This is a genomic window from Protofrankia sp. Cr2, from assembly GCF_963555885.1.
Lineage (GTDB): Bacteria > Actinomycetota > Actinomycetes > Frankiales > Frankiaceae > Protofrankia.
Genome location: NZ_CAUVXG010000026.1, coordinates 3,707 through 30,311, shown reverse-complemented (window position 1 = coordinate 30,311; position 26,605 = coordinate 3,707). Strand labels below are relative to the sequence as shown.

At 67.8% G+C, this 26,605-nt stretch carries 22 protein-coding genes and 1 pseudogene; 18 read left to right on the top strand and 5 right to left on the bottom strand.

The window, feature by feature from the left end:
* Window positions 1-2 precede the first annotated feature (2 nt).
* The 5 genes from gatA to U9978_RS13625 all read left to right on the top strand — a co-directional run bounded on the left by gatA (window position 3) and on the right by U9978_RS13625 (window position 6,523).
* Complete coding sequence (gene gatA / locus U9978_RS13645) at window positions 3-1,490, top strand: Asp-tRNA(Asn)/Glu-tRNA(Gln) amidotransferase subunit GatA (RefSeq protein ID WP_322761484.1); 1,488 nt, start codon at window positions 3-5, stop codon at window positions 1,488-1,490.
* Window positions 1,491-1,601: 111 nt separating this feature from the next.
* Window positions 1,602-1,931: a hypothetical protein gene (locus U9978_RS13640; RefSeq protein WP_322761483.1), complete on the top strand. Its 330-nt coding sequence runs from the start codon at window positions 1,602-1,604 to the stop codon at window positions 1,929-1,931.
* Between the two features lie 14 nt (window positions 1,932-1,945).
* The gene (gene gatB, locus U9978_RS13635) at window positions 1,946-3,445 is read left to right on the top strand and encodes an Asp-tRNA(Asn)/Glu-tRNA(Gln) amidotransferase subunit GatB (protein WP_322761518.1); all 1,500 of its coding nucleotides are present in this window, start codon (window positions 1,946-1,948) and stop codon (window positions 3,443-3,445) included.
* A 334-nt stretch (window positions 3,446-3,779) separates the two neighbouring features.
* Complete coding sequence (locus tag U9978_RS13630; protein WP_322761482.1) at window positions 3,780-5,471, top strand: penicillin-binding transpeptidase domain-containing protein; 1,692 nt, start codon at window positions 3,780-3,782, stop codon at window positions 5,469-5,471.
* Between the two features lie 668 nt (window positions 5,472-6,139).
* Complete coding sequence (locus tag U9978_RS13625) at window positions 6,140-6,523, top strand: hypothetical protein (protein WP_322761481.1); 384 nt, start codon at window positions 6,140-6,142, stop codon at window positions 6,521-6,523.
* A gap of 295 nt (window positions 6,524-6,818) precedes the next feature.
* Here the strand turns inward: U9978_RS13625 and U9978_RS24065 are convergent, their stop codons facing one another.
* The 4 genes and pseudogenes from U9978_RS24065 to U9978_RS13610 all read right to left on the bottom strand — a co-directional run bounded on the left by U9978_RS24065 (window position 6,819) and on the right by U9978_RS13610 (window position 8,870).
* Window positions 6,819-7,043, bottom strand: a complete 225-nt coding sequence (locus U9978_RS24065; RefSeq protein WP_416210958.1) for a helix-turn-helix domain-containing protein — start codon at window positions 7,041-7,043, stop codon at window positions 6,819-6,821.
* A gap of 164 nt (window positions 7,044-7,207) precedes the next feature.
* Window positions 7,208-7,390 (bottom strand): annotated as a pseudogene (locus U9978_RS13620) (IS66 family transposase); the annotation flags it as partial.
* Window positions 7,391-7,543: 153 nt separating this feature from the next.
* On the bottom strand, window positions 7,544-8,185 hold the full coding sequence (locus tag U9978_RS13615) for a hypothetical protein (RefSeq protein WP_322761480.1): 642 nt from the start codon (window positions 8,183-8,185) through the stop codon (window positions 7,544-7,546).
* Window positions 8,186-8,243: 58 nt separating this feature from the next.
* Window positions 8,244-8,870 (bottom strand): RNA polymerase sigma factor, encoded by a 627-nt coding sequence (locus tag U9978_RS13610; protein WP_322761479.1) that lies wholly within the window; start codon window positions 8,868-8,870, stop codon window positions 8,244-8,246.
* A 520-nt stretch (window positions 8,871-9,390) separates the two neighbouring features.
* Here U9978_RS13610 and U9978_RS13605 point away from each other — a divergent pair.
* The 6 genes from U9978_RS13605 (at window position 9,391) to leuA (ending at window position 17,724) form a co-directional block, all read left to right on the top strand.
* Complete coding sequence (locus U9978_RS13605; RefSeq protein WP_322761478.1) at window positions 9,391-11,217, top strand: acetolactate synthase large subunit; 1,827 nt, start codon at window positions 9,391-9,393, stop codon at window positions 11,215-11,217.
* A 25-nt stretch (window positions 11,218-11,242) separates the two neighbouring features.
* Window positions 11,243-11,767 (top strand): acetolactate synthase small subunit, encoded by a 525-nt coding sequence (gene ilvN / locus U9978_RS13600; protein ID WP_322761477.1) that lies wholly within the window; start codon window positions 11,243-11,245, stop codon window positions 11,765-11,767.
* Window positions 11,768-11,878: 111 nt separating this feature from the next.
* Window positions 11,879-12,880, top strand: coding sequence for a ketol-acid reductoisomerase (gene ilvC, locus U9978_RS13595; RefSeq protein WP_322761476.1), 1,002 nt, complete (start codon window positions 11,879-11,881; stop codon window positions 12,878-12,880).
* Between the two features lie 206 nt (window positions 12,881-13,086).
* Complete coding sequence (serA, locus tag U9978_RS13590; RefSeq protein ID WP_322761475.1) at window positions 13,087-14,676, top strand: phosphoglycerate dehydrogenase; 1,590 nt, start codon at window positions 13,087-13,089, stop codon at window positions 14,674-14,676.
* A gap of 223 nt (window positions 14,677-14,899) precedes the next feature.
* Window positions 14,900-15,727 carry a septum formation family protein gene (locus U9978_RS13585; RefSeq protein WP_322761474.1) on the top strand — a complete coding sequence of 276 codons (828 nt, stop codon included), beginning with the start codon at window positions 14,900-14,902 and terminating at the stop codon, window positions 15,725-15,727.
* Window positions 15,728-15,987: 260 nt separating this feature from the next.
* Window positions 15,988-17,724, top strand: a complete 1,737-nt coding sequence (gene leuA / locus U9978_RS13580; RefSeq protein ID WP_322761473.1) for a 2-isopropylmalate synthase — start codon at window positions 15,988-15,990, stop codon at window positions 17,722-17,724.
* On the opposite strand, the gene U9978_RS13575 is transcribed toward leuA, so the two are convergent.
* On the bottom strand, window positions 17,711-19,081 hold the full coding sequence (locus U9978_RS13575; protein WP_322761472.1) for an EAL domain-containing protein: 1,371 nt from the start codon (window positions 19,079-19,081) through the stop codon (window positions 17,711-17,713). The genes leuA and U9978_RS13575 overlap by 14 nt on opposite strands.
* Window positions 19,082-19,415: 334 nt before the next feature.
* Between U9978_RS13575 and U9978_RS13570 the strand changes: the two genes are divergently transcribed.
* The 7 genes from U9978_RS13570 to U9978_RS13540 all read left to right on the top strand — a co-directional run.
* The gene (locus tag U9978_RS13570) at window positions 19,416-20,453 is read left to right on the top strand and encodes a 3-isopropylmalate dehydrogenase (RefSeq protein ID WP_322761471.1); all 1,038 of its coding nucleotides are present in this window, start codon (window positions 19,416-19,418) and stop codon (window positions 20,451-20,453) included.
* A 160-nt stretch (window positions 20,454-20,613) separates the two neighbouring features.
* Entirely contained in the window at window positions 20,614-21,543 is a 930-nt protein-coding gene (gene ilvE, locus U9978_RS13565; protein WP_322761470.1) for a branched-chain-amino-acid transaminase, read from the top strand.
* Between the two features lie 157 nt (window positions 21,544-21,700).
* Window positions 21,701-22,087, top strand: coding sequence for a cyclic nucleotide-binding/CBS domain-containing protein (locus U9978_RS13560; protein ID WP_322761469.1), 387 nt, complete (start codon window positions 21,701-21,703; stop codon window positions 22,085-22,087).
* 126 nt (window positions 22,088-22,213) lie between these two features.
* Complete coding sequence (locus U9978_RS13555; protein WP_322761468.1) at window positions 22,214-22,891, top strand: Crp/Fnr family transcriptional regulator; 678 nt, start codon at window positions 22,214-22,216, stop codon at window positions 22,889-22,891.
* A gap of 256 nt (window positions 22,892-23,147) precedes the next feature.
* Window positions 23,148-24,764: a citramalate synthase gene (cimA, locus tag U9978_RS13550; protein ID WP_322761467.1), complete on the top strand. Its 1,617-nt coding sequence runs from the start codon at window positions 23,148-23,150 to the stop codon at window positions 24,762-24,764.
* Between the two features lie 190 nt (window positions 24,765-24,954).
* Complete coding sequence (locus tag U9978_RS13545; protein WP_322761466.1) at window positions 24,955-26,274, top strand: hypothetical protein; 1,320 nt, start codon at window positions 24,955-24,957, stop codon at window positions 26,272-26,274.
* A 42-nt stretch (window positions 26,275-26,316) separates the two neighbouring features.
* A partial coding sequence (locus U9978_RS13540) for an SEFIR domain-containing protein (protein ID WP_322761465.1) occupies window positions 26,317-26,605 on the top strand: 289 nt, incomplete at its 3' end.

Here is a 26,605-nt window from a genome sequence, read left to right as displayed (position 1 = left end):
CCGTGACCGACGTCATCCGTTTCTCCGCAGCCCGAACCGCCGCCGCGATCGCCGCGGGTGAGCTCAGTGCCCTGGAGGCGACCCAGGCCGCGCTCGACCGGATCGCGAAGGTCGACGATCGGATCAACGCGTTCCTGTACGTCGACGTCGACGGTGCCATCGCTGCGGCTCGCGACGTCGACCGTCGCCGGGCTGCGGGGGAGCGCCTGGGACCGCTTGCGGGCGTCCCGCTGGCGCTCAAGGACGTACTCACTGCCCGCGGCATGCCGACGACCTGTGGTAGTCGAATGCTCGAGGGTTGGAAGCCGCCGTATGACGCGACCGTGGTGTCGAAGCTGCGGGCCGCCGGTGTGGTGATCATCGGCAAGGTCAACATGGACGAGTTCGCGATGGGGTCGTCCACGGAGAACTCCGCCTACGGGCCGACCCGCAACCCGTGGGACACCGATCGCATCCCCGGCGGCAGCAGCGGTGGCAGCGCAGCCGCCGTGGCCGCCTTCGAGACGCCGATCTCGATCGGGACCGACACCGGCGGCTCGATCCGCCAGCCCGCGGCTGTGTGCGGGCTGGTCGGGGTCAAGCCGACCTACGGCGGGGTGAGCCGCTACGGCCTCGTCGCCTTCTCGAGCTCGCTGGACCAGGCCGGGCCGCTGGCCCGCACGGTGACCGACGCGGCTCTGCTGCATGCCGCCATCGCCGGTCACGACCCGCTGGACACCACCAGCATCGAGCTGCCGGTACCCGGCGTGGTGGCTGCCGCCGCCAGCCGTGATCTGCGCGGCGTGCGGATCGGCGTGGTCCGTGAGCTGTCCGGGGACGGCTACGACATCGGGGTGCGGGCGCGCTTCTCCGACGCTCTTGAGGTGCTGGTCGGTCTGGGTGCCGATGTCGTCGAGGTGAGCTGTCCGCATTTCACCTACGCGCTGCCCGCCTACTATCTGATCGCGCCGAGCGAGTGCTCGTCCAACCTGGCCCGCTTCGACGCGATGCGGTTCGGCCTGCGCATCGGTGACGACGGCGAGGCCGGAGCCGAGGAGGTCATGAGTCGCACCCGCGGCGCCGGGTTCGGGGCTGAGGTCAAGCGGCGGATCATCCTGGGTGCCTACGCATTGTCGTCGGGTTACTACGACGCCTACTACGGCCAGGCGCAGAAGGTCCGAACGCTGATCAGCCAGGACTTCGCCGCGGCCTACGAACGGGTCGACGTGCTGGCCTCACCGACCACGCCCACCGTCGCGTTCCGGCTGGGTGAGAAGATCGACGATCCGGTGGCGATGTACCTGTCCGACCTGTGCACGATCCCGTCGAACCTGGCCGGCGGACCGGCGATGAGCCTGCCGATCGGCCTGGCCGACGGGCTTCCGGTCGGTTTCCAGATCATGGCACCGACCTTCGCCGACGACCGGCTCTACCAGGTCGGTGGCGCGTTGGAAGCGGCTCTCGACGCCGCCCGCGGCCATCCCTTCCTCGACGACGCCCCACCTCTGTAGGGGCGGGAATGCGCGACGGCGGCCCGTTCCCCGCCCGGGCGGCCCCGGCGAGACTCGGAGGGACACTGGGCCTGATGAGTTATGAGATGTGCGGAACGAGGGGAGAGGCTGATGGTTGCGCTACGTAGCAGGCGGGCGGACCGAGCGCCGCTGGTGGCGGTCTGGGTCCTGGGCTTGGCCGTGCTCGGGGTGGGCATCGCGGCGGCCTCGCCGATTTTGATCATCTGGGGTGTGCTCGGCGTCGGCGGATCCGCCTTCGCCACCAGGATCCACCTGCGTGACACCGGTATCCGCCGGTCGCGCGAGGATATCGAGACCTCGAACCCGACCCAGGCCGGCTCATCGGCGCCATCGGCGCCATCGGATTCATCAGGCCCGTCAGAAGGCCCGGCAGATTCGTCCGGTCGGGCAGGCCCGGTTGAACAGGAGCACCTGCGTTGACATCCCCGGCCAGCGTGGCGGTCACGACCCCCACCTTCGACGACGCCGTCGCCCGCTACGAGCCGGTGATCGGGCTGGAGACACACGTCGAGCTCGGCACCGCCTCGAAGATGTTCTGCGGCTGTTCCACGGTGTTCGGCGCGGAGCCCAACACCCAGGTGTGCCCGACCTGCCTGGGGCTGCCGGGCTCGCTGCCGGTGGTCAACGAGGCCGCCGTGCGGTTCGCCGTGATGATCGGCCTGGCACTGAACTGCTCGATCTCGTCCTGGTGCCGATTCGCGCGCAAGAACTACTTCTACCCGGACATGCCGAAGAACTTCCAGATCAGCCAGTACGACGAGCCGCTGTGTGAGAACGGCTGGCTCGACGTGGAGGTTGACGGGAAGATCCATCGGGTCGGCATCACCCGCGTGCACATGGAGGAGGACACCGGCAAGTCTCTGCATGTCGGTGGGGCCACCGGGCGTATCCACGGGGCCACGCACTCCCTGGTCGACTACAACCGGGCCGGGATCCCGCTCGTCGAGATCGTCACCGAGCCGGACGTCCGTTCACCGGAGGTCGCCCGCGCCTACGTCGACGAGCTGCGGGAGCTGTGCCGGGCGCTCACCGTCTCCGACGTCCGCATGGAACAGGGTTCGCTGCGCTGCGACGCCAACGTTTCGTTGCGGCCGCGGCCGGCGCCCGGCGAGCCGGTGGCACCCTACGGCACCCGCTCGGAGACCAAGAACCTCAACTCGTTGCGGTCGGTGGAGCGGGCTGTCCGGTACGAGATCGTCCGGCAGGCGGGTCGCCTGGACGCGGGTCTTCGGATCGTCCAGGAGACCAGGCACTTCGACGAGGCGTCCGGCACGACGTCGACCGGCCGATCGAAGGAGGAGGCGACCGACTACCGGTACTTCCCCGAGCCCGACCTGACACCGCTGGCGCTGACCCATGAGTACGTCGACGCGGTCCGGGCGACCATTCCGGAACTGCCGGCGCAGCGGCGCGCCCGCCTTGCCGTCGACCACGGCTTTTCGCCTACCGACATCGTGAACATGGGAAATGCGGGTGTCCTCGACCTGGTCGAGGAGACCATCTCGGCGGGCGCGCCGGCCGAGGCGGCCCGCAAGTGGTGGCTGAACGAGCTCGCGCGCCGGGCCGCCGACGCGGGCGTACCACCGACGGGCCTTGCGATCGGGCCGGTGGATGTCGCCCGCATCACGGAGCTGGTCGCGGCGGGTGAGCTCACCGACGCCCTCGCCCGTAAGGTCATCGACGGCGTTCTCGCCGGCGAGGGCGCACCGGACGAGGTGGTGGCCAGCCGCGGTCTGAAGTTGGTGTCAGACGACGGCGCGCTTTCCGAGGCGGTGGACGCGGCCATCGCCGCCCAGCCCGCCATCGCGGACAAGGTCCGGGGCGGCAAGCTGAACGCGGTCGGCCCGCTGGTCGGCGCCGTCATGAAGGCCATGAAGGGTCAGGCCGATGCGAATGCCACCCGCACGCTCCTCTTGGAGCGCCTGAAGGAGTAGGTGGATTCTGTCGCTCTGGCGACATTTCCTACCTATGCCTGGCGACGGTTGGTGTTGGCGTTAGGTGGAAATGGTCATCAGGGCGGCGATTTCCACCTAACGCTCGAACGGTGCGCGACGGTAATGCCATATTTTTGTGACAGCCTCCGGTGTGTCGCGGGGCTGGAGGTGGGTGGCCGTCCGTAGACTTAGCCCCGTGTCCGGAGGCGGACCTGGAGCAGGGCGCCGATGAGTCCTCGGGATGCATGATCATGTTGTTGCGCGCCGAGGGCCTGGCGGTCGCCAGGGACCATGGCGCGCCCGATCACCGTTTTCGGGAGGAGTGCACGCCACGGTGCCTCTCACCCCCAGTGGGTTCACCGCCTCGACCTCGCGGCGACGTGGGCCGAGCCGCACCCGAATCCTCGTTGCGCTGCTGGTCGTCCTTGTGCTGCTGGCCGCGGCCGGCGTCGGCTACTTCCTGAAGACCCGCGCCGATGCGCGTGCCGCGGACCGGGCGGCGACGAGTGCCGCGCAGGCTTATCTTTCCGGCTGGCAGAGCCTGGGCGCACCGGGCGACGCGGGCGGCGACGCCAGCGCTGCCGCAGCAGCGCAGGAGCGGGGTAAGGCCGGCGTGACGGCCGTGAGCGTGCCGGGGACGATCGCGGTCGACCAGCTCGTGGCGACGATGGTCGACGTCCGCACGAAGCTGAACGTGACCGGGGCCCGATTCGTTGCCGGAGCCCTGACGCGCCGCGACTCGAACGCGACGGTCGGCTACTCTGCGTCGCTCACCCTTGCAGGCTTCGGCGAGCCGTTCACCTACGACGCCCTGCTGCACCTCGTGCAGCAGGGCAAGGCATGGAAGGTGCAGGCGCGTCCCGACTCGGTCAACCCGGCCCTGACGCCCGGTCTACGGCTGGACCGCACCTCCTCCACGGGCAAGCGGGGCCAGCTGCTCGACGCCAACGGGCAGCCGCTCGGTGCTGACGCGGAACTTGCCGGCAACCTGATCGGTCAGGTCGCCCCGTCGTCCGGATTGCAGCGCGTTTATGACACCGACCTCGCGCCGCAGGGCGGCACGGTGGTCGTCCGCAACGATCGGAACGAGACTGTCAGCACGCTGCGGACGTATCCGATGACGGATGGCAAGGATGTGCAGACCACGCTCGACCTGAACGTGCAGCGCGCCGGCGAGGCGGCGATGGCGGCCGCCGCCAAGCCCAACGGAGCGCTGGTCGCCATCGACACCCGGACGGGCGGCGTCTTGGCCCTGGTCAACCATCCGCTCAACGGATACAGCCGGGCCGTGATCGGCAGATACCCGCCGGGTTCCACCTTCAAGATTGTCACCGCGACCGCGGCGTTGATCGCAGGCAAGGACCCGAACACCTCGCTGGACTGTACGCAGACGGTAGCCATTGGCGGGCGTACGTTCCAGAATGCCGAGGCTGAGCAGTTCGGTCCGATTCCGCTGCGGACGGCGTTCGCCCGCAGCTGCAACACCGCGTTCATCCGCTTGGAGCAGTCGTTGCCGGACTCCGCGCTGGAGCAGACCGCGAAGCTGTACGGCTTCGACGGCAGCCAGCCGCTGCCGATCGCGAGCGTCGGCGGTTCGTTCCCGACGCCCAAGGATGCGGTCGAATCGGCGTCCGCGGCGATCGGGCAGGGCAAGGTGTCCGCGAGCCCGCTGCAGATGGCAAGCGTCGCGGCGGCCGTCGCCAGTGGGACCTGGCGCCAGCCGTTCGTGGCCGGCACCACGCCCAGGAGCAATGCGTTGCCGCCGGCGGCGGTCGCGCCGCTGCAGGATTTCATGCGCGCGGTCGTGACCGAGGGCACCGCGAACGGGGTGGCGTTCCCCGGTGAGGTGCGCGGCAAGACCGGTACGGCCGAATACAAGGACGGCACTCCGCCGCCGACACATGGATGGTTCGTGGGCTATCGCGGCACCGTGGCCTTCGCGGTCATCGTCGAGGACGGCGGCTTCGGAGCGCAGTCGGCGGCGCCGGTCGCGGCCCGTTTCCTCGCGGGCCTCGCCGCCCCCTGACGCCGCGGCTCCGTGACGCCGCCGCCCCGTCCTGTCGGCCGGTCACAGCGGGCACGCTGACCGGTCAGCGGGTCAGCGGGGGCCCCGGTCAGCCGCGACCAGGGCGATCTTTCTAGGTTTGTGCGATCAACAAGGCCGTCTCCGGCGTACAAACCTCGAAAGATCGTTGATCAACGTAGCTGTCCGGCTGGGACCACCGGGCGTCCGCCGTCCCACGCCGCGCCCGCCATCTGTATCAATGGCCCGCCAACAGATCGCTGTCTGGCGCTGTGAATGCGCAAACGCCCGACTCGGCGACGTTGCGCATGCAATGCTTTGTACCGTGAACAAACCGGTGCTCGGCGCATTCGATCAATCTGATCAGAGGATTCTGGGTAGCCGTCTGTTGATGATCTGATCGACGCCGCGACCGCAGATCGCGGCGCGGTGTCCACGTGGACGTCATCATCTGCGTTCTTTCCCGCACGTTCGTTCCGCTGTCCGTTCATCTGGACGGGCAGTCTTCGGGTTTTCCTCTCACGTGTTCTCACGTGTTCTCACGTGTTCAGACGAGAACCCGGGTCTCGCCTTATGCCCACAGACCTTCGGAGTACGCTCATGCCTGGCCGGTGCCATGCCGCTCGCTACCCACAGATATCCTGCCGCGTTCTTCCGTGGTCGGCCGGTCGATGACCGAGGGAAAGGCGCTGTCCCGATTCGGTCCCGATGGATCCGGCGGACCGTCCGGCCGGGCGCAGGCCGCTTCTGTCCCCGAAGCCACCCCCTGCCCGGCCGTTCCTGTTTCCCGCCGCAGGCGGGCCGAACCTGTCCGGGTGCCGTTCGGAACGGTGTCAGGCGTGCCGCTGGCGTCTCGGCCACGTAAGACCACGATCAATCTCACCCTCGCCGAGGAGGACGCCCTTGAGGACCTCATCCGCGAGCTGCGGCGCCGTACCGGCCGGTCGGTGTCGAAGGACGAGACATGGCGGGCACTGCTTGTCTGGGGCGCCCGCGAGGACAACGCCGCCGACGCTCTCGCGGACATCCTCGACCAGTCAGCGGTGCAGCCATGACCTGTTTCCCGTCAAAATGGGGAATCCGTTGAACCGTTGTGCTGGGAATAAATTCCCCCGTCATCCCGTCATCCCGTCATCCCGTCATCCCGTCATTACGTCATTACGGAATGCATCATTTTTCTTGCGTGATCGTGAAAGATTCGTGTACAACATTGATATCCGTTTGGTCAGTCTCGTGTGCGAGTCAACCGTCGAGAAATTCGACTGAGATCTCTGCATCGGGGATCGACGTGGCGCCATCGATGACCACTCGGATCTGGAGGTGATCTGAAGGAAAGTCAAGATGCCTGACTCATGACGTTTCTTTCGAAAGAGATAAGGAGAAATTTCGTGCCTCTGAACTGGTCTCTTGCTGGCCGTGCCGATAATCATCGTGGCCACCACAACGGTAAATCTCCCGGTTCACCACCGAGCGGTGCTTTCCCAGCAATCGAGCAATAGCCGACCCGGAAAATCCCTCCGAAATCCCACGAGAAATCTCCTCGCGGTCTTCCGCGGTCAACGCCTGACCCCGCACCCAAGTCTCCCATCAGTGAGCCACAAGATTTATCGCATGTGGCGCACTGACTCCTTGATGCCGCCGGGAACAGGCCATCGGGCACTGGCCCGGGACTATATCGCCGGTATAAGCCGGCCCTCCTTCCGATACATCCATTTGTAACGTGCGACCTCGTGTCGCACTTCGGCGACGTTGTTCGTGAACGGGACCGTGAGGTCCGTCGCGAACCGTAGGATCATGTCTTCGTAGCGGCGGAACCGGGCGACCAGGGTCCGGACATCTTTGGCGAGCGGACTGCGTTTGTCGAGGTTGTCGGTGTCGCCGCGGGCCAGGGCGCCGAGGTAGTGGTTGCGGATCCGGGCCAGGCCGCCGTCATGGACACCCGGCGCGGCGCGGCACACGGGCGGCCGTCAGGCTCTCGCGGGTCTTTTCCGTGCTGACGATGGATATGAGACCTACGCCGCGGTCCGCGTCACCAGTGCCGTCCCGGACACCAGCGTCTCCATCTTCTATCGGCATCATCGGGTGTCTGGAACTATGATCACGATTGACTTGTTGTGATCGAAGGCGAGGCCTGCGCAGGGTCGTCCTGCGGCCCATGGTTGGCCGAATCCACTGTCGTCGATCCGCCAGGACTGTAGACTGTGAGCATCCAATTTCTGCCGGATGATTTCGATGATCTCTTCTCGGGGACGACAGTGATCCGCCGTCACAGCGGTGATCGTTTCATGCTGGAAAGCGGCGAACTCGCGGGCCTTGTCCGATATTCCCATAAACGGCCTCAGCCCCAGCGTGCGGCAGGCATCCTTCGACGGAAAAACCGCGACGGCCCCTGCCGGGATAACACAGGTGGCCAGTTCCGACGGCACGTTCCTTCCGGTAGATTGCCACACGTTCCGGCAGGATTCCGCCGGGTCCGCAATCCCGTCGGCGCCGACAACGTCCGTGTCGCCATGGAAGCTTACCGTCGCATAGCATGAAACGGTCGTAGCCTGTGTCGCCAAACCACCGGGAAGCAACTCCTGACCTGCGGCCGTAGCAGCGACAAGCACTGTCACCGCAGTCGGAACAATCACCAGCTTTCGTCGCCACCACGGTTTGCGGGTGGGCACGGCCGACGCCACCACGTGGCGTTCGAGCAGCCGCTGACGGTGCGCCAACCGCTCCGCCGGGATAGTCCGCTGCGGCGGAAGCCGCGGAAAATCTAGATTGGACATGTCACACCACTTCCCGACCGTGCTGACCCTTGACCGGCGTCGCCGAACCAGCGGGATCTTTGAAGGCGCCTGTCGCATCACCCCGGACCTTCAGAAGCCGAGCGCGGGCGCGCGCCAGGCGCGACCGCACTGTTCCTACCGGTATACCCAGAGCGACCGCGGCTTCGGTATAACTCAGACCGGCCATCGCCACCAGAGCGACGACCTCCTGCTCGTTGCGGTTCAGTAACGCGAGCTCGCGCAGAATTTCCCTCATCCGCCGCTCGTCGTCGAGGCGTGCAGTGACAGCCTCGGAGGGATCAGGCTCCACCTCGGGAAGCGGCAGTCGGTACAGCGCCGCGTCGTACCGGCGAGCAGCCCGCATCTGGTTGCGCACCACGTTCGTCGCCACCCCGAGCAGCCAGGGACGCAACGACCCGGACATGACAACCACGTCGGCCCGCCGCCGCCACGCCTCCAGGAAGACCACGGACGTCGCATCCTCTGCCGCGCTCCACGAGCCGAGTCGGTGGAAGCAGTAGGTGTAGACGGCGCTGGAGTGCTTGCGGAACAAAAGCCCGAACGCCGTCCCGTCACCGGAGCTGGCCCGCGCAAGCAGGTCACCGTCAGAGACGGACTCATCCGTCATATGTCGCCCTCATGCCCTGTAATGTCCGCCCGGGGCCGCCGGGTTCCCGGTGCACCCCCACCATCCCGGCGGCACGAGCGTCGGCGATGACTCCTCCGGTGACCCACCCGCCCGCGCTGGGCAGCTTGCCGCCGATGGCCCGCGCCGCGCGTCTGCCGGTGATCGTCTGTCGGTGATCGCGGCTATCCGTGGCTGCCCGGGCCCGCCGCCTTGGCCCTCGTGCGAGGTGGGCGATCTTTCTAGGTTTGTGCGATCAACAAGGCCGTCTCCGGCGTACAAACCTCGAAAGATCGCCGGTGGCCGGTGGCCGGTGGCCGGTGGCCGGGGGAGACGGGGGAGCGAGACGGTCGTCCGGGCTACGCTGTTTCGCTGCGGTTGCGACAAGGACCTTGACGGGCGCGCGGATGTCGGGGAAGGTAAGCGCATGGTCCCCGGCATCCTCGTACGTGTAGAGCGCGCGTAGGCGAAGCAAGACTGCGCGCGCCGCCCCTCAGTGCCTCCTGGCACGGGGGGTTTTTTTATGCCCGGCGCTACCAACCCGTCACCACCGCGGAACGTCAAGGAAGACGATCAGATGAGCAGAGAGATCACCGGAGCGCAGTCGCTCGTGCTTTCCCTCGAGGCGGTCGGGGCCGACGTGGTCTTCGGCATCCCCGGCGGCGCGATCCTGCCGGCCTACGACCCGCTGTACGACGCCGAACGCCTCCGCCACATCCTGGTCCGCCACGAGCAGGGCGCCGGGCACGCCGCAGAGGGTTACGCCCAGGCGACCGGACGGGTCGGCGTGTGCATCGCGACGTCCGGGCCGGGCGCGACGAATCTGGTCACGCCGATCGCGGACGCCTACATGGACTCGGTGCCCATGGTGGCGATCACCGGCCAGGTGCCGAGCGCGGCGATCGGGACGGACGCCTTCCAGGAAGCCGACATCTGCGGCATCACGCTGCCGATCACGAAGCACAACTTCCTCGTCCACTCCGCGGACGACATCCCCCGCACGATCGCCGAGGCCTTCCACATCGCCGCGACCGGACGTCCCGGGCCGGTCCTGGTCGACCTGCCCAAGGACATCCTGCAGTCGGCGACGGCGGTGCTGCCAGGTGACATCTGGCCGCCCACGCTGCAGCTACCCGGCTACCGACCGGTCACCCGGCCGCATGCCAAGCAGGTCCGGGAGGCGGCGAAGCTCATCAGCGCCGCCCGCCGCCCAGTCCTGTACGTCGGCGGTGGCGTGCTCAAGGCGCGGGCCGCCGGGCAGCTGCGCACGCTCGCCGAGCTCACCGGCATCCCGGTGGTGACGACGCTGATGGCGCGCGGCGCGTTCCCCGACTCCCATCCCCAGCACCTCGGTATGCCGGGCATGCACGGGTCGGTCGCCGCGGTCACCGCGCTACAGAAGTCTGATCTCCTGATCACCCTGGGTGCCCGTTTTGATGACCGGGTGACCGGGAAGCTCGCCTCCTTCGCGCCGAAGGCCGCGGTCATCCATGCAGATATCGATCCGGCCGAAATCGGGAAGAACCGGGTCGCGGACGTGCCGATCGTCGGCGACTGCCGGGAAGTGATCATCGATCTCATCGCCGCGTTGCAGGCGGAGACGCGGCCGGACATCACCGGCTGGTGGCGCCAGCTCGACGGCTGGCGCCGGACCTACCCGCTGGGTTATGACCGGCCGGCGGACGGTTCGATCGCTCCCCAGTACGCCATCGAACGGATCGGGAAGATCGCCGGTCCGGAGGCGCTGTATGTCGCCGGGGTCGGCCAGCATCAGATGTGGGCGGCGCAGTTCATCTCCTACGAGCACCCGTACACCTGGCTGAACTCCGGTGGCCTGGGCACCATGGGCTACGCCGTGCCCGCGGCGATGGGCGCCAAGGTCGGTCGGCCGGACGCCGTCGTGTGGGCGATCGACGGCGACGGCTGCTTCCAGATGACAAACCAGGAGTTGGCGACCTGCGCGCTGGAAGGTATCCCGATCAAGGTTGCGATCATCAACAACGGATCGCTGGGAATGGTCCGCCAATGGCAGACCCTCTTCTACGACAAGCGTTACTCCAACACCGAACTGGGCACGCATCCGGACCCTTCCACCCGACGTCCGCGCCGGGTGCCGGACTTCGTGCGCCTGGCCGAGGCGCTCGGTTGCGTGGGCATGCGGTGTGAGTCGCCGGACGAGGTCGACGCCACCATCGAGAAGGCCATGGCCATCGACGACGCGCCGGTCGTGGTGGATCTGATCGTCCACCAGGATGCGATGGTGTGGCCGATGGTCGCCGCCGGTGCGAGCAATGACGAGATCAGGGTCGCTCGCGACATCGCCCCCGACTTCGACTACGAAGAGCTCTGAGGATCTGAGGAGAGGTCTGGTCAAGGTGACCACGCATACACTGTCGGTGCTGGTGGAGAACAAGCCCGGCGTCCTCGCCCGCGTTGCGGGGCTGTTCTCCCGGCGCGGCTTCAACATCGAGTCACTCGCGGTCGGACCGACCGAGCACGATGACGTCTCCCGGATGACGATCGTCGTGGCCGTTGATGAGCTGCCGCTCGAACAGGTCACGAAACAGCTCAACAAGTTGGTCAACGTGATTAAGATCGTCGAAATGGACCCGACGGCGTCGGTGCGGCGGGAGTTGGTTCTGATCAAGGTGCGGGCCGACATGTCGGTCCGTTCACAGGTCCTGGAAACCGTCACGCTGTTCCGTGCGAAAGTGGTCGACGTCGCGCCCGACGCGGTGACGGTGGAGGCCACCGGTACCCGTGACAAGCTTGACGCTCTCATCCGGATGCTCGAACCGTTCGGTATCAGGGAGCTGGTCCAGTCCGGCATGGTCGCCCTCGGTCGAGGCTCCCGGTCGATCACAGATCGCAGTCTGCGTTCTCTCGAGCGCACCGCGTAGCTCGTCGTCTTTTCTCCGTGCCTTTCTCTGCTTTTCCTGCCTTTCTTACCTTCGCTACCTTTCCCGCCTTTCCCGCCTTTTCTACGGACAGAAAGAAAAGAGTTGCCCACGATGGCCGAGATCTATTACGACGCCGACGCGTCGCTCGACAACATCAGCAATCGGAAGGTCGCCGTCATCGGGTACGGCAGCCAGGGCCATGCGCATGCGCTCAACCTGCGCGACAGCGGTGTCGACGTCCGGGTCGGTCTGCCGGAGAACAGCCGTAGCCGGGCGAAGGCCGCCGAGCAGGGCCTGCGGGTGCTCACGCCGGCGCAGGCGTCCGCCGAAGCGGATGTGATCATGCTGCTCGCGCCCGACACGGCCCACCGCAAGATCTATGCGGAATCCATCGCCCCGCACCTCTCACCGGGCAAGGCCCTCGCCTTCGGGCATGGTTTCAACATCCGGTACGGCCTGATCGAGCCGCCGGCCGGGGTGGACGTGTTCATGGTCGCCCCGAAAGGCCCCGGGCACCTGGTCCGGCGGACCTTCACCGAGGGTAAGGGCGTTCCGGTGCTGGTCGCGGTGGAGGCGGACGCGTCCCGCAGCGCCCTGCCGCTCGCGCTGGCATACGCCAAGGCGATCGGCGGCACCCGCGCCGGCGCGCTGCGCACGACGTTCACCGAGGAGACCGAGACGGACCTCTTCGGTGAGCAGGCGGTCCTGTGCGGGGGCGCGAGCGCGCTGGTGCAGGCTGGTTTCGAAACGCTGGTCGAGGCCGGATACCAGCCCGAAGTGGCCTACTTCGAGTGTCTGCACGAGTTGAAGCTGATCGTCGACCTCATGTACGAGGGCGGCATCAGCCAGATGCGGTACTCGATTTCCGACACAGCCGAATACGGCGACGTCACCCGCGGCCCGCGGGTGGTCACCCCGGCGGTAAAGGACGAAATGCGCCGCATTCTCGGTGAAATCCGCGACGGGACGTTCGCCCGTGAGTGGATTGCCGAGGACGACGCGGGACGCCCGCAATTCACCAAACTTGTCGAGGAGGGCAAGGGCCACCCGATCGAGCAGGTGGGCGCCCGGCTCCGTCCGTTGATGTCCTGGATCGCGACACCCACCGACTGACCGGTGCCGACCGGTGCCGACCGGTACCGACCGGTGGGCCGCCACACGCGGGGACCCCACCGGTCGGTACGCTGACCGCGCCCGCAGGTACGCCGCGCCCGCGGGCGAGCCCTCGTGCCGTTCTCTAGAGGGCCAAAGGCGATGCGATGGTGGTTCTGTCGCATCACTGGAGGCCGCAGTCCCCAGAGCATTCAAGGAGCCCTACCGTGCCCGTCGTCCTGGTTGCCGAGGAGCTGTCACCAGCCGGGCTGGAGCTGCTGTCCAGCGAGTTCGAGGTCCGTCACGTCGACGGGGCCGACCGGGCCGCGCTCCTGGACGCGGTGGGTTCCGTCGACGCCCTGATCGTGCGCAGCGCGACCAAGGTGGACGCGGAGGTGCTTGCGGTGGCCCGGTCGCTCAAGGTCGTCGCCCGCGCCGGGATCGGGCTGGACAACGTCGACGTCGCCACCGCGACGACCCGCGGTGTCATGGTTGTCAACGCTCCGCTGTCGAATATCGTCAGCGCCGCCGAGCACGCTGTCGCGCTGCTGGTGGCGGTGGCCCGCCGGATTCCCGCGGCCAACGCCGCGCTGCGCGCCGGTGAGTGGAAGCGGTCGAAGTACGTCGGGGTCGAGCTCGCGGACAAGACAGCGGGTGTGGTCGGGCTCGGCCGTATCGGCGTGCTGGTCGCGCAGCGGTTGTCGGCGTTCGGCATGCGGATCGTCGCCTACGACCCCTACGTCTCGGTGGCCCGCGCCGCTCAGATGGGCGTGCGCCTGGTCGAGCTCGACGAGTTGCTCCGCATCAGCGACGCCATCACGATCCACCTGCCCAAGACCCCGGAGACGCTCGGCCTCATCGGCAAGAACGAGCTTGAGCGTGTCAAGCCGGGTGTGATCATCGTCAACGACGCCCGCGGCGGGCTCATCGACGAGTCGGCCCTGGCCGACGCCATCCGCGACGGTCGGGTCGGTGGCGCCGGTATCGACGTGTTCGCCACTGAGCCGACGACATCCTCGCCCCTGTTCGAGCTCGACAACGTCGTGGTCACTCCGCACCTGGGGGCCTCTACCCAGGAGGCTCAGGACAAGGCGGGCCTTGCGGTCGCCCGGTCGGTGCGCCTGGCCCTTCAGGGTGAGTTCGTGCCGGACGCGGTGAACGTGCAGGCAGGCGGGGTGGTGGCTGAGGATGTGCGCCCCGGACTGCCGCTCGCGGAGAAGCTCGGGCAGCTGTTCACCGGCATCGCCGGGGGGCTTGCCGCCGCGATCACCGTCGAGGTCCGCGGTGAGATCGCCGCCCACGACGTGTCGGTCCTGGCGCTCGCCGCCCTCAAGGGGGTGTTCACCGACGTCATCGAGGAGCCGGTCACCTACGTCAACGCGCCGCTCCTGGCCAAGGAGCGGGGGGTTGACGTCCAGCTCGAGACGTCCGAGGACAGCCCTGACTATCGCAATCTGGTGACCGTGCGCGGGGTGCTGGCGGACGGTGCGCCCGTGTCGGTCAGCGGCACGCTCACCGGCCCCCGCCAGGTCGAGAAGGTCACCGCGATCGACGAGTTCGAGGTGGACCTCCGCCCCCAGGCGCATCTGGCGTTCTTCCGCTACTCCGACCGGCCGGGCGTGGTCGGAGCGGTTGGCGCGCTGCTGGGCGAAGCGCAGATCAACATCGCGAGCGCGCAGGTCAGTCGGCGCAAGGCCGGCGGGGAGGCTCTCATGTCGCTCGCGCTCGACGACGCGGTCCCGCAGGACATCCTGACCGAGATCGCGAAGATCATTGGAGCGTCCGTGGCGCGCGCGGTCAGTCTCGGCGACGAGTAGACGAGTAGACGAGTAGTAGACGAGTAGTAGACGGCCGGTTATTGTTCGGCCCCGGGCCGAAGGTAAGGCTTCCGGTCGTACCTTCAGGCGTCACTCTGGGCAAAACCTCGGTTGTGATGGCGGTCGCCCGTCCGATCGCGTGTCGGAATCCGGGGTGGTGACCTGTTCCCGGGTTCAGCGGCCATGCTGTGGAAACCGGCGTTACGGGTTTACCGTGAATGCCATGGCTCGGGACGGTTATCAGGATCCGTTCGAGGGGTTGCGCCTCGACGACGGTTTTGTGCGCGGGGCGCGTTTCGTCGAGCCGTCTGCCGACGAGCGTGCGGTTACACATGGTGAGGTCTGGCCGCGGCATTGCCGGGTGCAACCCGCCCATCGTGGCGTCCCCGGGGCCTTCCACCGCTGGATGTGGGCGCCGTATTCGCCGCGCGGCCGCCGGGCCACCAGGTTTGTGGCACTTGTGACGCTGGTGGCCGGGGTGGCCGGTCTCGGGCTGTTCCTGCTCCGCCACGGTGGCCCACGCACGGCGGCGGTCTCGGCGCCGGCGCCGTCGGCGGGTATTCCGGCTCGGGCACATGACGGCGCCACGGTCGCCGGGCCCGACGCGAGCCCGGCGACGAGCCCGGCCGGCCCGGTGCCCGGAGGTGGCCAGCGGTTCGGGGTTGACGCGGCCCTGCTGGGCGCCTTGCGGGAGGGCGATTGCCTGTTCTGGACGCCCGATCCGGTTCGCGCGGTCGTGCCGATGCGGGTGTCATGCGACCAGTCGCATGTCGACCAGGTCACCCGGGTCATCAACCTCGCCGGCCCATTCCCCGTCTGGCCCGCTTGGCCGGGTTCGGATGGCCTGGCGACCGCGACTCTGACGAACTGCCCGGACGCCGCGCGGAACCTTCTGGGCAGCACCGGGATGGCCACGGACATGAAGATCGCGTCGATCTATCCGGAGGAGGCGGAATGGCTGGCCGGCGCGCACGGCCTTGTCTGTACGATCCGGCCGGACGATCTACAGCCGCGGGTCGGGCCGGTACGAGCCGTGGGCGTGTCTGCCTGAGGGGTGTCTGCCTGCGGTGCGTGTCTCATGATCCACTCTCCTCGTGTCGGGAGCTCTCAACGTGAAGTCGCTGCGGATACCGGCGTCGAGGGAGTAGGCTCAGCGCGCCATGTATGCGCTTCTGCTTCTTAGCTGCCGCGGCGGGGCCTGAGACAGGTCGGCTTCCTCGCCGCGGAGTTCGGTGTGCGCCGGCCACCGCAGGCTTTTCTTCCGGAAGCAGGAGCAGCAGCGCAGTGACTACCTCTCAGCAGCCTTCGGGCATGCCCATCGACAAGTACCGGCCGTTCCCTGCAGTGGATCTGGCGGACCGCACATGGCCCGCCCGTACGATCACCCACGCACCCCGGTGGTGCAGTGTGGACCTGCGTGACGGCAACCAGGCGCTGATCGACCCGATGACGCCCGCGCGCAAGATGCAGATGTTCACGCTGCTGGTCCAGATGGGCTACAAGGAGATCGAGGTCGGCTTCCCCGCCGCGAGCCAGACGGACTTCGACTTCATCCGTCAGCTGGTCGAGGGCGGCCACATCCCCCCTGACGTCACCATCCAGGTACTGACCCAGGCCCGTGAGGAACTGATCGAGCGGACGATCACGTCGCTGATCGGGGCACCCCGGGTCTTGGTGCATCTGTACAACTCGACCTCGACGCTGCAACGCCGCGTCGTGTTCGGGCTCGATCGCGAAGGCGTCACCGACATCGCCGTTCAGGGCGCGCAGTGGTGTGCCCGCTATGCGGACAAGCTCCTGAGCGCAAGCGACGTCCGCTGGCAGTACAGCCCGGAGTCGTTCACCGGAACCGAGCTGGAGTACGCCCTCGAAGTGTGCGAGGCGGTCATGGACGTCTGGCAGCCGACGCCGGACCGGCCGGTGGTGCTGAACCTGCCCGCGACGGTCGAGATGTCCACGCCGAACGTCTACGCCGACCAGATCGAGTGGATGTCGCGCAACCTGACCCGCCGGGAGCACGTCGTGCTGTCCCTGCATCCGCACAACGATCGTGGCTGCGCCGTGGCCGCCGCGGAGCTCGGGGTCATGGCCGGCGCCGACCGGATCGAAGGGTGTCTGTTCGGCAACGGCGAACGTACCGGCAACGTCTGCCTGGTGACGCTCGGGCTGAACCTGTTCTCCCAGGGAATCGACCCCGAAATCGACTTCCATGACATCGATGAGATCCGTCGCAGTGTCGAGTACTGCAACCAGATTCCGGTGCATCCCCGCCACCCCTATGGTGGTGACCTCGTCTATACCGCATTCTCCGGTTCACATCAGGACGCCATCAAGAAGGGCTTCGAGGCGATGGAACGGACCTCCCAGCGGCGCTGGGAGGTGCCCTACCTGCCCATCGACCCAATGGACGTGGGTCGGTCATACGAGGCTGTCATCCGGGTGAACAGCCAGTCGGGTAAGGGTGGGGTCGCCTATCTGCTGAAGTCCGAGCACTCGTTGGACCTGCCGCGCCGGCTGCAGATCGAGTTCTCCCAGGTCGTCCAGCGCCACACCGACGGTGCTGGTGGTGAGGTCACCGGCAGTCAGCTGTGGGAGATTTTCTCGCGCGAGTACTTCCTCGCCGCGGACTCCGGTGAGGCCGGGGATACCGGGGATGCCCCGTTGGAGCTGCTCGGTTCCCGCACCACCGCGGCGCACGGGGAACGCGACGAGGTGAACGTCTCGGTGCGCATCCACGGTGGCGAAGAGGTCATCAGCGGCACCGGCAACGGTCCGATCGACGCCTTCGTGACCGCTCTCGCCGAACGAGACGTCAGGGTTCGGGTGCTGGATTACCACGAGCACGCCCTGGGGTCGGGTGCGGACGCCCGCGCTGCCGCCTATCTGGAGGTGGCTGTCGGGGACGTGGCTGCCGGGGATGCGGCTGTGGGGGACCGGGTGTACTGGGGCGTCGGGATCGATCCCAACATCGTCACAGCGTCGCTGCGCGCGGTGGTGAGCGCGGTCAACCGGGCTGCGCGGGACCGGCGCATCGTCACCGCACCCTGAACGGGACGTCTGCGCATCCTGGCGGCGACGTCGAGCGGGACGCCGCGACGTCGCAGGAGACGTCGGGAGCGATGTCGAGCGGGTCCATCGGGCGGCGGGGGGTCGGTTGGCGCGGAATCCAGCCCACCGCCGTCCGCGGGTCCGGATACGGCCTGGCCAGCTCGGCGAGGCGCAGGACCAGGCGCTCGACCCGGACCAGGCCGATGGGGCGCCCCATCTCGGTGACGACGACGACCGGGTCGAAGCGGTGCTCCGGCGTGCGGTTCATCGCGCGGCGGGCCACCTCGGCGACGTGTTCGTCGGGCCGGGCGCACATGTTGGCCGCGATAGCCGGGGTGACGCCGGTACCGGTGCCCCTGTCGTTGCAGCTGCCGGCACCGGCACCGCCGGTTCGGGGCCGGGAGGCCACGTCGAGCCGGCGGGATGCCGGTGGAACCCGGTGGCTCGTCTCCGCAGCGACGTTGCGGCGGTGGTCAGGCCCGTGGGGGACGTGGGGGATCGGTATTTGTTCGAGCAGGCTGCCCACGCCGTCGCCGCGCGCTGTCCGTTGGGCAAGTAGCCGGATGCGCCGGGATATCGCCGGGTCGAGGCGCTGCCAGGTCGCGGCTGGCCGGCCGAGATGCCATCCCTGCCCGAACGGGATGCCGAGCTCCACCAGCGTCGCCAGCTCCTCGTCACGTTCGACCCCCTCGGCGATCACCAAGGCGCCGAGCCGGCTGGCGAAGACGTTGACGAGCTCGGTCAGCGTCCGCCTGACCTGGTCGACGTTTGCGTGGGCGACGAGATCGCGATCGAGTTTGACCAGCTCGGGACGGATCCGCGCGAGCTGGCGTAGACCGGCGTAGCCGGACCCGACATCGTCCATGGCGATGACGCCGCCACGGGCGCGCAACGCCTGGGTGGTGGCGATGATTTCGGGCGCCTGCTCGGTGCTGACCGCCTCGTTGAGCTCCATGACCAGTCCGCTGAGGTCGGCGTCGAGCCAGACCTCGGCGACTTCCGGGGTGGTCAGCAGATGCGGCATGACATTGACGGCGAGAAAGCAGCTGGGCGGGAGCCGGTCACGCGCCGCGAGCGCCTCCCGGAGAACTCTGGCCTCGAACCGCGCGGCGACCCCGGCCCGATCGGCGGCGGCGAACCACAGGTCGGGTGATGGCGCCGCGTTGGCTCCGAACCGCGCGAGCGCCTCGTAACCGGCGATGACACCGCGACGGAGGTCGACGATCGGCTGGAAGACGACCCGCGGCTGACCGGGATCGGCCAGTGCCCGGCGCAGCGCGTCAGACCATCCGCCGGTGCTGCCGGTCGTCCTATCGGCATCGGGGATACTCGTAGACGGGATCTCTTCGAGGATCATGCGCCGTTCACCCCTTTGTGTCGTCGCATGCTGTATCGGTCCGTCGGTGTGAGGTTCCTGTCATCGTCGCTCACGCCACGTACGGCTGCCTGACTGACTGTGACATGTGATCGATGGACTGTACTTGATGATTATGGTTGTGTCCGACGTGTCGTCCTGCGTGTCGCAATGCGTCTTCCCTGCTCAGGGGCACACTGCTCGGTAGGCGGGCGACACCGGTGGGTATGAGCGACTGGCAACAGGGACGCGGTGTCGCGGGGCCGGATCGGGCCCCGACCGGTGGCCGGCGGGGGGTCACGATGCCGGTTCACGGTGTCGGTTTACAGTCGCGCCCATGAGGCTTGCGGTTATCGGCGGGGACGGCATCGGACCAGAGGTTGTCGCGGAGGGGCTGCGCGTACTGCGCGTCGTCGAGCCCAAGGTGGAGACGACCGACTATGACCTGGGTGCGCGCCGCTGGCATGCCACCGGCGAAACCCTGCCCGATTCGGTGCTCGACGAACTGCGTGAGCACGACGCCATCCTGCTCGGGGCCGTCGGTGACCCCACTGTGCCCAGCGGTGTGCTGGAACGCGGGTTGCTCCTGCGGTTGCGTTTCGAGCTCGACCACTACGTGAACCTGCGTCCGGTGCGGCTCTACCCGGGTGTCACCACGCCGCTGGCGGGCGAACCGGATATCGACATGGTGGTGGTGCGGGAGGGAACCGAAGGTCCGTATGTGGGTGCCGGCGGCACCCTGCGTCGTGGCACACCCTTCGAGGTGGCCACCGAGGAGAGCATCAACACCCGGTACGGTGTCGAACGCGCTGTCCGCGACGCGTTTCGCCGGGCACAGGCCCGCCCCCGCCGGCGGCTGACGCTCGTCCACAAGACCAACGTCCTGACCAGGGCCGGTGACCTGTGGCTGCGTACGGTCACCGATGTCGCGGCCGAGTTCGCCGACGTCCAGGTCGACTACCAGCATGTGGACGCCGCGTCGATGTTCTTCGTCACCGATCCGGGACGTTTCGACGTCGTGGTCACTGACAACATGTTCGGCGACATCCTCACCGACATCGGTGCCGCGATCACCGGTGGTATCGGGCTGGCGGCCAGCGGCAACCTTGACCCGTCCGGGGCGCACCCGAGCATGTTCGAGCCGGTACACGGCAGCGCTCCCGACATCGCAGGGCAGGGGATAGCGGACCCGACGGCCACCGTGTTGTCCGTCGCGATGCTGCTGGAACACCTGGGTCGTCTCGACGACGCAGCCCGGGTCGAGACCGCGGTCGCCGCGGCGTTGGCCGACCGTTCCCGGCTGGGCGCCGGTCACACGGGCACCCTGTCCACCCGCGCGGTCGGCGAAGACCTGGCGGCCCGGGTCGCCGGGTGACAACGACCGGAGGCCGAAGTCCCCGGAGCAGCGTCCGGACGCTATCCTCGGAAGGGCCGTAGATCCGGTACGACGGCAGCCGACGGGGCCTGACCACGGCGAAGATCGGCACGATCGTCACTCGTCCGTGCGTTAAGAGCCCCCACGCCTGGAGTCACACATGGCCATTACACCGACGTCAAAGATCTGGATGAGCGGTCAGTTCGTCGACTGGGACGATGCCCGCATCCACGTTCTCAACCCGACCCTGCACTACGGTTGGGGTGTTTTCGAGGGCATCCGCGCCTACTCCACCGCGCATGGCAGCGCCGTGTTCCGGTTGACCGATCATGTTGCGCGGCTGTATCGCAGCGCCAAGATCTACATGATGGAGCCGCCGTACACTCAGGCGGAACTGATTGCCGCGATCAAGGAAACGGTCGCGGTCAACGAGGTCGACGCCTGCTACATCCGGCCGCTGGTCTATCTCGGGTATGGCGAGATGGGCCTGAACCCGTTGCCGTCCTCGATCGAGGTGATGATCGCGGTTTGGCCGTGGGGCGCCTATCTGGGTGATGACGCCGGCGAGACGGGCGTCCGGGCCACCGTCTCGGCCTGGCGCCGCAATGACAACAACATCATCCCACCGGCGGCCAAGGCGTCCGGGCAGTACCTCAACTCGTCGCTGGCCAAGGTCGCCGCGCTCAAGGCCGGTTATGACGAGGCCATTCTGACCAGCCCCAACGGACATATCGCCGATGGCTCGGGCGAGAACGTCTTCATCGTCGCGGGCGGAATGGTGATCACGCCGCCGCTCAGTGACGGTCCGCTCGGCGGCATCACCCGGGCGTCGATCATGCAGATTGCCGCCGACCAGGGCTATGAGGTCCGCGAACAGCACATCGTGCGCACCGACCTGTATCTGGCGGACGAGGCATTCTTCACCGGGACCGCGGCCGAGATGGTGCCGATCGTGGAGATCGATGACCGGCCGGTCGGATCGGGCCGGCCAGGGCCGATCACCCGCGAGCTGATGGACCTGTTCCACCAGGCGACCCGCGGGGAACTCGACCGCTACAAGATCTGGAACGAACGCGTCCACGACGCCTGAGGTCGGGCAGCCACCACCTGCCACCCACTCACCCGTCACTCACTACCCGGTACGCGCCACGCTGAACACCCGATGGCCTGGTCAACGGCCCCCGCTGCGCCTAACGTCTCCTGTCACGTTCTCGTTTCACACGTTTACAAGCTCCAGGGAGACCGTGATGCGGGTTTGCGACGGAATGAGCGCTCTCGTCCTGATGATCGGGCCTCAGCATACCTTGCGTCAGGCGGCGCGGCTGATGGCTACCCGGAAGGTCGGCGCGGCCATTGTGCACGACGTCGATGGCCAGGGATATGGGATTCTCACCGAACGTGATGTCCTGACGTCCGTGGCGGCGGGCCAGAACCCCGATGCCGAGCTGGCTGGCGATCACATTACCCGTGACGTCGTGTTCGCTGATCCAGACTGGTCTCTGGATGAGGCTGCCGCGGCAATGCTTCGCGGCGGATTCCGGCACCTGATCGTCTGTGATCGCGGTGAGGTGGCCGGAGTGCTGTCCATGCGGGATGTTGTGCGTTGCTGGAGCATCCAGCGTTCGACTGTTTAGCTACCAGCGTTCGTCCGTTTGATCAACTGGTGCTATCGGCAGTTTTTTCGCTCCACCGGCGCACATCACTGCCAAAGTGGGGCGCCGGACGCACACGATTCCCGACATTGGCGCTACGGTCTCGGTGTGCAGGAGGAAGAAGCGGTCGCGTTGCTCCGAGCGACCACGTTGCTGAAGGAACTGGACGAGCCGGCTCTGGCGCGCCTGGCCGCACGCTCTGTCGTGCGCCGGTATCGCCGCGGCCAAGTTGTCTTTACTGAAGGTGATCCATCTGACACGTTGCTTGTGGTGGCCGTCGGGCGGCTGAAGGTTCTGACAACAGCCGATGACGGTCGTGACCACGTTCTCAACATCGCAGGCCCAGGTGACACCCTCGGTGAGCTCAACATCGTCGAGGCCGGTCCGCGGTCTGCCAGCGTCGAGGCGCTGGAGCCCAGCGAGGCGCTGGTCCTGGACCGCGCGGCCGTGTGGGAACTGGTGCGGGAGCGGCCGGCCGTCGCCGAGCAGCTCATCCGCGCGCTGGTCGCCCACGTCCGCCGCCTGACCGGGGCAAACGCAGATCTGGTCTTCCTTGATCTGCCCCGTCGGGTCGCCAAGCTGCTGCTGTTGCGGATGCGGGAGTCCGGGCGTCCGCTGATCGAGCTGGGCCTGACCCAGACCGAGATCGCATCCCTGCTCGGTGGCTCGCGCCAGTCGGTCAACCAGGCCCTGCGGGAGTTCGAGAAGCGGAACTGGATTCTGGCCGAAGGGCAGACGATCACTATCCTCCAGGTTGAGCGCCTGCGCCGCTTCGCCGGCGACTGATGCCGACCGATGTCAGCCGATGTCAGCCGATGTCAGCCGATGTCAGCCGCGAGGATCGGCAGGGTTTCGGCAGGCTCTCGGATGGGTTTCGGCAGGGTAAAAATCTGACCGTGGAGCTGGCGACGCCGTAAAGTGGGCGGTCGGCGGTGAACCTGCCCTTGTCGCGCGTACCGGCTGCTCACCCATGCCGCCGGACGCGTGACACCCAGAGTGGCCAGGGCAGTGGCCCGCCAGATCCGCAGGTGAGAGGCGCGTTGTGCTTCCAGATGACCCAGGCTCCTTCCACGTCTATGACACGACGCTGCGTGATGGGACCCAGCAGGAGGGCCTGTCGCTGTCGGTCGGCGACAAGCTCGCGATAGCCCGCCACCTCGACGACATAGGCGTGGGCTTCATCGAGGGCGGCTGGCCCGGGTCGAATCCCAAGGATGCCGAGTTCTTCCGCCGCGCCGCTACCGAGCTCCGCCTGGACCACGCCACCCTCACCGCGTTCGGCGCCACCCGCCGTGCCGGGCGCACAGCCGCCGACGACCCCCAGGTCGCAGCCTTGCGGGAGGCCGGAACCGACGTCGTCTGCCTGGTCGCGAAAGCCGACCGCCGCCACGTCGAGCGGGCACTGCGCACCACGCTCGCCGAGAACCTGGCGATGATCCGGGACACGGTGACACATCTGCGTACCGAAGGTAAGCGGGTGTTCGTCGACGCCGAGCATTTCTTCGACGGCCACCAGGCCGATGCTGACTACGCCCTGGAGATGGTCCGGGTTGCCGCCGATGCCGGTGCCGAGGTCGTCGTCCTCTGCGACACCAACGGCGGCATGCTGCCGACCCGGATCGGCGAGGTTGTCGCCGCCGTGCGCGACGCAACCGGTGCGCGCCTGGGTATCCACTGCCACAACGACACCGCCTGCGCCGTGGCGAACACCCTCATCGCGGTCGAGGCCGGGGTCACTCACGTCCAGGGGACGGCCAACGGCTACGGCGAGCGGTGCGGCAACGCCGACCTGTTCAGCGTGGTCGCCGGGTTGGAGACCAAGCTCGGGCGTCCGGTGCTGCCCACCGGGAAACTGCGCGAGCTGGTGCGGGTCTCGCACGCCATCGACGAGATCACCAACCTGGCCCCTTACAGCCACCGCGCCTATGTCGGTGCGAGCGCGTTCGCGCACAAGGCCGGGCTGCACGCGAGCGCGGTCAAGGTCGACCCGGACATGTACCAGCACATTGATCCGGCCGTGGTCGGCAACGACATGCGGATGCTGGTCTCGGAGCTCGCGGGCCGCGCCACGATCGAACTCAAGGGCCGGGAACTGGGGCTGGATCTATCCGGCCAGCGCGAGGCCCTCGGGCGGGTCGTCGATCTGGTCAAGGAGCGGGAAGCCGCCGGTTACGCCTACGAGGCGGCGGAGGCGTCCTTCGAACTGCTGCTGCGCGACGAGATCGAAGGCGAGCGGCGTTATTTCACCCTCGAGTCGTGGCGCGTGATCGTCGAGCGGCGGCCCGACGGGGAGGTCGTGAGCGAGGCGACCGTCAAAGTGATCTCCCGCGGCGTGCGGCACGTGTCCACGGCCGAGGGCAACGGCCCGGTCAACGCCCTGGACCGGGCGCTGCGGGAAGCGTTGGAGAAGGGCTATCCGGGCCTGGCAGACCTCGACCTCGTCGACTACAAGGTGCGCATCCTCGACGGCAGGTCCGGCACGGGCGCGGTGACCCGGGTACTGGTGGAGACCAGCGACGGCCGCGACCGGTGGGACACGATCGGCGTGGACGAGAACATCATCGCCGCGTCCTGGGAGGCGCTGGCGGACGCCGTCACCTACGGTCTGCGCCGCCAGGGCGAAGGCGTCGAGACTGATGGTGCCGCGCGCGAAGCGTGACCGGCGGCCTGGGTAGCGGTATGTCAGGTTCTGGCACACGTTGGCGATGATCATCCTGAAGGTTATGAATTATTAGCATAGGTCCCGTCCGATCATGATGTGATCGTTTCGGGAGAAGGTACCTGTGTCGCGGCAAGCTTCTGTGCGTCGGCGTCCGGCCCCACGGCTGGTTGATCCGAAGATCCCCGGCATGGTGGCCGCCGTCCTCCTTGTCGCCTCCATCACGGCGGCGCCCCAGACATCGCCGCAGGGGCCGCGCCACGATGATCGCGGTCCGGTCGCCGGGCGGCCGGCGCCAGCTGGCGATCGTCCGCTGCCCGTCGTCGGGGAATCGGTCCTCGGCGAGGCGGTGGGGAGCGCGGACGCCGACCGGCTCGCCGCCTCGGTGACCGTGCTGCCTGACTCGACCCGACCGACCGCGTCGGTCGCCGACGTGTCCGCACAGACAGTGTCCGCACAGACGGTGTCCGCACCGACCACGCCCGCGCCGGGTGCCAGCCCGACCGGTCCGAGCGGGGCCGCGACCACCGGGGTGGGTGGAAGTAGCGCGGCGATCCCCAGTCGGATGCTGACCGCCTATCGGACGGCGGCGCTCCGGATCAACCTCGAGCGGCCGGGATGTCACCTCCCGTGGTCGGTGCTGGCGGGAATCGGCCGGGTCGAGTCGAATCACGCCGCCGGCCGGCAGATCAGCGCGGACGGGACGGTCACTCCGACGATTCTCGGGCCCCGTCTCGACGGCTCCGCCGGCACTGCCCTGATCGCGGACACCGATCAGGGCATGCTCGACCACGACACCGAATTCGACCGGGCGGTCGGCCCGATGCAGTTCATCCCGTCGACATGGCGGTGGGCCGGGCGGGACACCGACGGCGACGGTACGGCTTCCCCGGACAACATCGGCGACGCGACGCTCGCCGCCGCGGGCTACCTGTGTCGGTCGGGTGACCTCAGCGTGCCCGAACGGCTGACCGCGGCGGTGTACAGGTACAACCCGTCGAACGCCTATGTCCGGACCGTGCTCGCCTGGGCTGATGAGTATGCGGGCGGAGACGATTCCGGCGCCGGCGATTCCGGCCCGGACAATGCGGGCGCGGGCACTGCGGTGCTGGCCAGCGCGGTGACCACAGCGGATCCGGCCGCTACCCCGAGCCCCACCCCGACCCCGAGTCCGACTGGCACACCGACTCCCACGCCGACTGGCACACCGACTGGCACACCGACTCCTACGCCGACTGGCACACCGACTCCTACGCCGACTGGCACACCGACTCCTACGCCGACTGGCACACCGACTCCTACGCCCACCGCTACCTCTACGCCGAGTGCGGCTGGCAGCGCGTCGCCGGAGCCGTCCGGCCCGAGTGTGGATGGCCCGCCAGCCCCGCCGCTCGGCGTCGTCCCCGATGGCGTCGCGCCCGCGGACGTCATACCCGCGGACGTCGTCCTCGGGGAAGTCGTCATCGGGAAACCGGACGTGGCCACCTTGGTGAGCAGACTGACCACTTAGTGCGCTTATGATCCCCCTGTCTGCCGACAGCAGGGGGATGGCGTGGGGGATGGCACTGGCAACAGTGACGGTGGCGGTAGCGCTGCGGCGACAGATCATCCGCCGCGGGTGTTTCTCTCCTACGCACACGAGTCGCCCGAACACGAGAACGTCGTCCGCGATCTGTGGATCTTCCTGAGATCCCGGGAGATTGACGCGAAGCTCGACATGCCGGCGGCCGAACGCCGGCAGGACTGGCCGCTGTGGATGCTCACCGAGGTCCGCGCGGCCGACTACGTGCTGATCCTTGCCTCGCCGCAGTACCGCCGCCGCAGTGACGGCGAAGCCGCCG

Coding starts and splice junctions, on each gene's coding strand:
- U9978_RS13545 (WP_322761466.1), top strand. CDS start 24,955: ATGGTGGCCGCCGTCCTCCTTGTCGCCTCCATCACGGCGGCGCCCCAG.
- U9978_RS13640 (WP_322761483.1), top strand. CDS start 1,602: ATGGTTGCGCTACGTAGCAGGCGGGCGGACCGAGCGCCGCTGGTGGCG.
- ilvE (WP_322761470.1), top strand. CDS start 20,614: ATGGCCATTACACCGACGTCAAAGATCTGGATGAGCGGTCAGTTCGTC.
- U9978_RS13585 (WP_322761474.1), top strand. CDS start 14,900: ATGGCTCGGGACGGTTATCAGGATCCGTTCGAGGGGTTGCGCCTCGAC.
- ilvC (WP_322761476.1), top strand. CDS start 11,879: ATGGCCGAGATCTATTACGACGCCGACGCGTCGCTCGACAACATCAGC.
- leuA (WP_322761473.1), top strand. CDS start 15,988: ATGCCCATCGACAAGTACCGGCCGTTCCCTGCAGTGGATCTGGCGGAC.
- U9978_RS13610 (WP_322761479.1), bottom strand. CDS start 8,870: ATGACGGATGAGTCCGTCTCTGACGGTGACCTGCTTGCGCGGGCCAGC.
- U9978_RS13570 (WP_322761471.1), top strand. CDS start 19,416: ATGAGGCTTGCGGTTATCGGCGGGGACGGCATCGGACCAGAGGTTGTC.
- U9978_RS13625 (WP_322761481.1), top strand. CDS start 6,140: ATGACCGAGGGAAAGGCGCTGTCCCGATTCGGTCCCGATGGATCCGGC.
- U9978_RS13560 (WP_322761469.1), top strand. CDS start 21,701: ATGCGGGTTTGCGACGGAATGAGCGCTCTCGTCCTGATGATCGGGCCT.
- U9978_RS13605 (WP_322761478.1), top strand. CDS start 9,391: ATGCCCGGCGCTACCAACCCGTCACCACCGCGGAACGTCAAGGAAGAC.
- U9978_RS13575 (WP_322761472.1), bottom strand. CDS start 19,081: ATGATCCTCGAAGAGATCCCGTCTACGAGTATCCCCGATGCCGATAGG.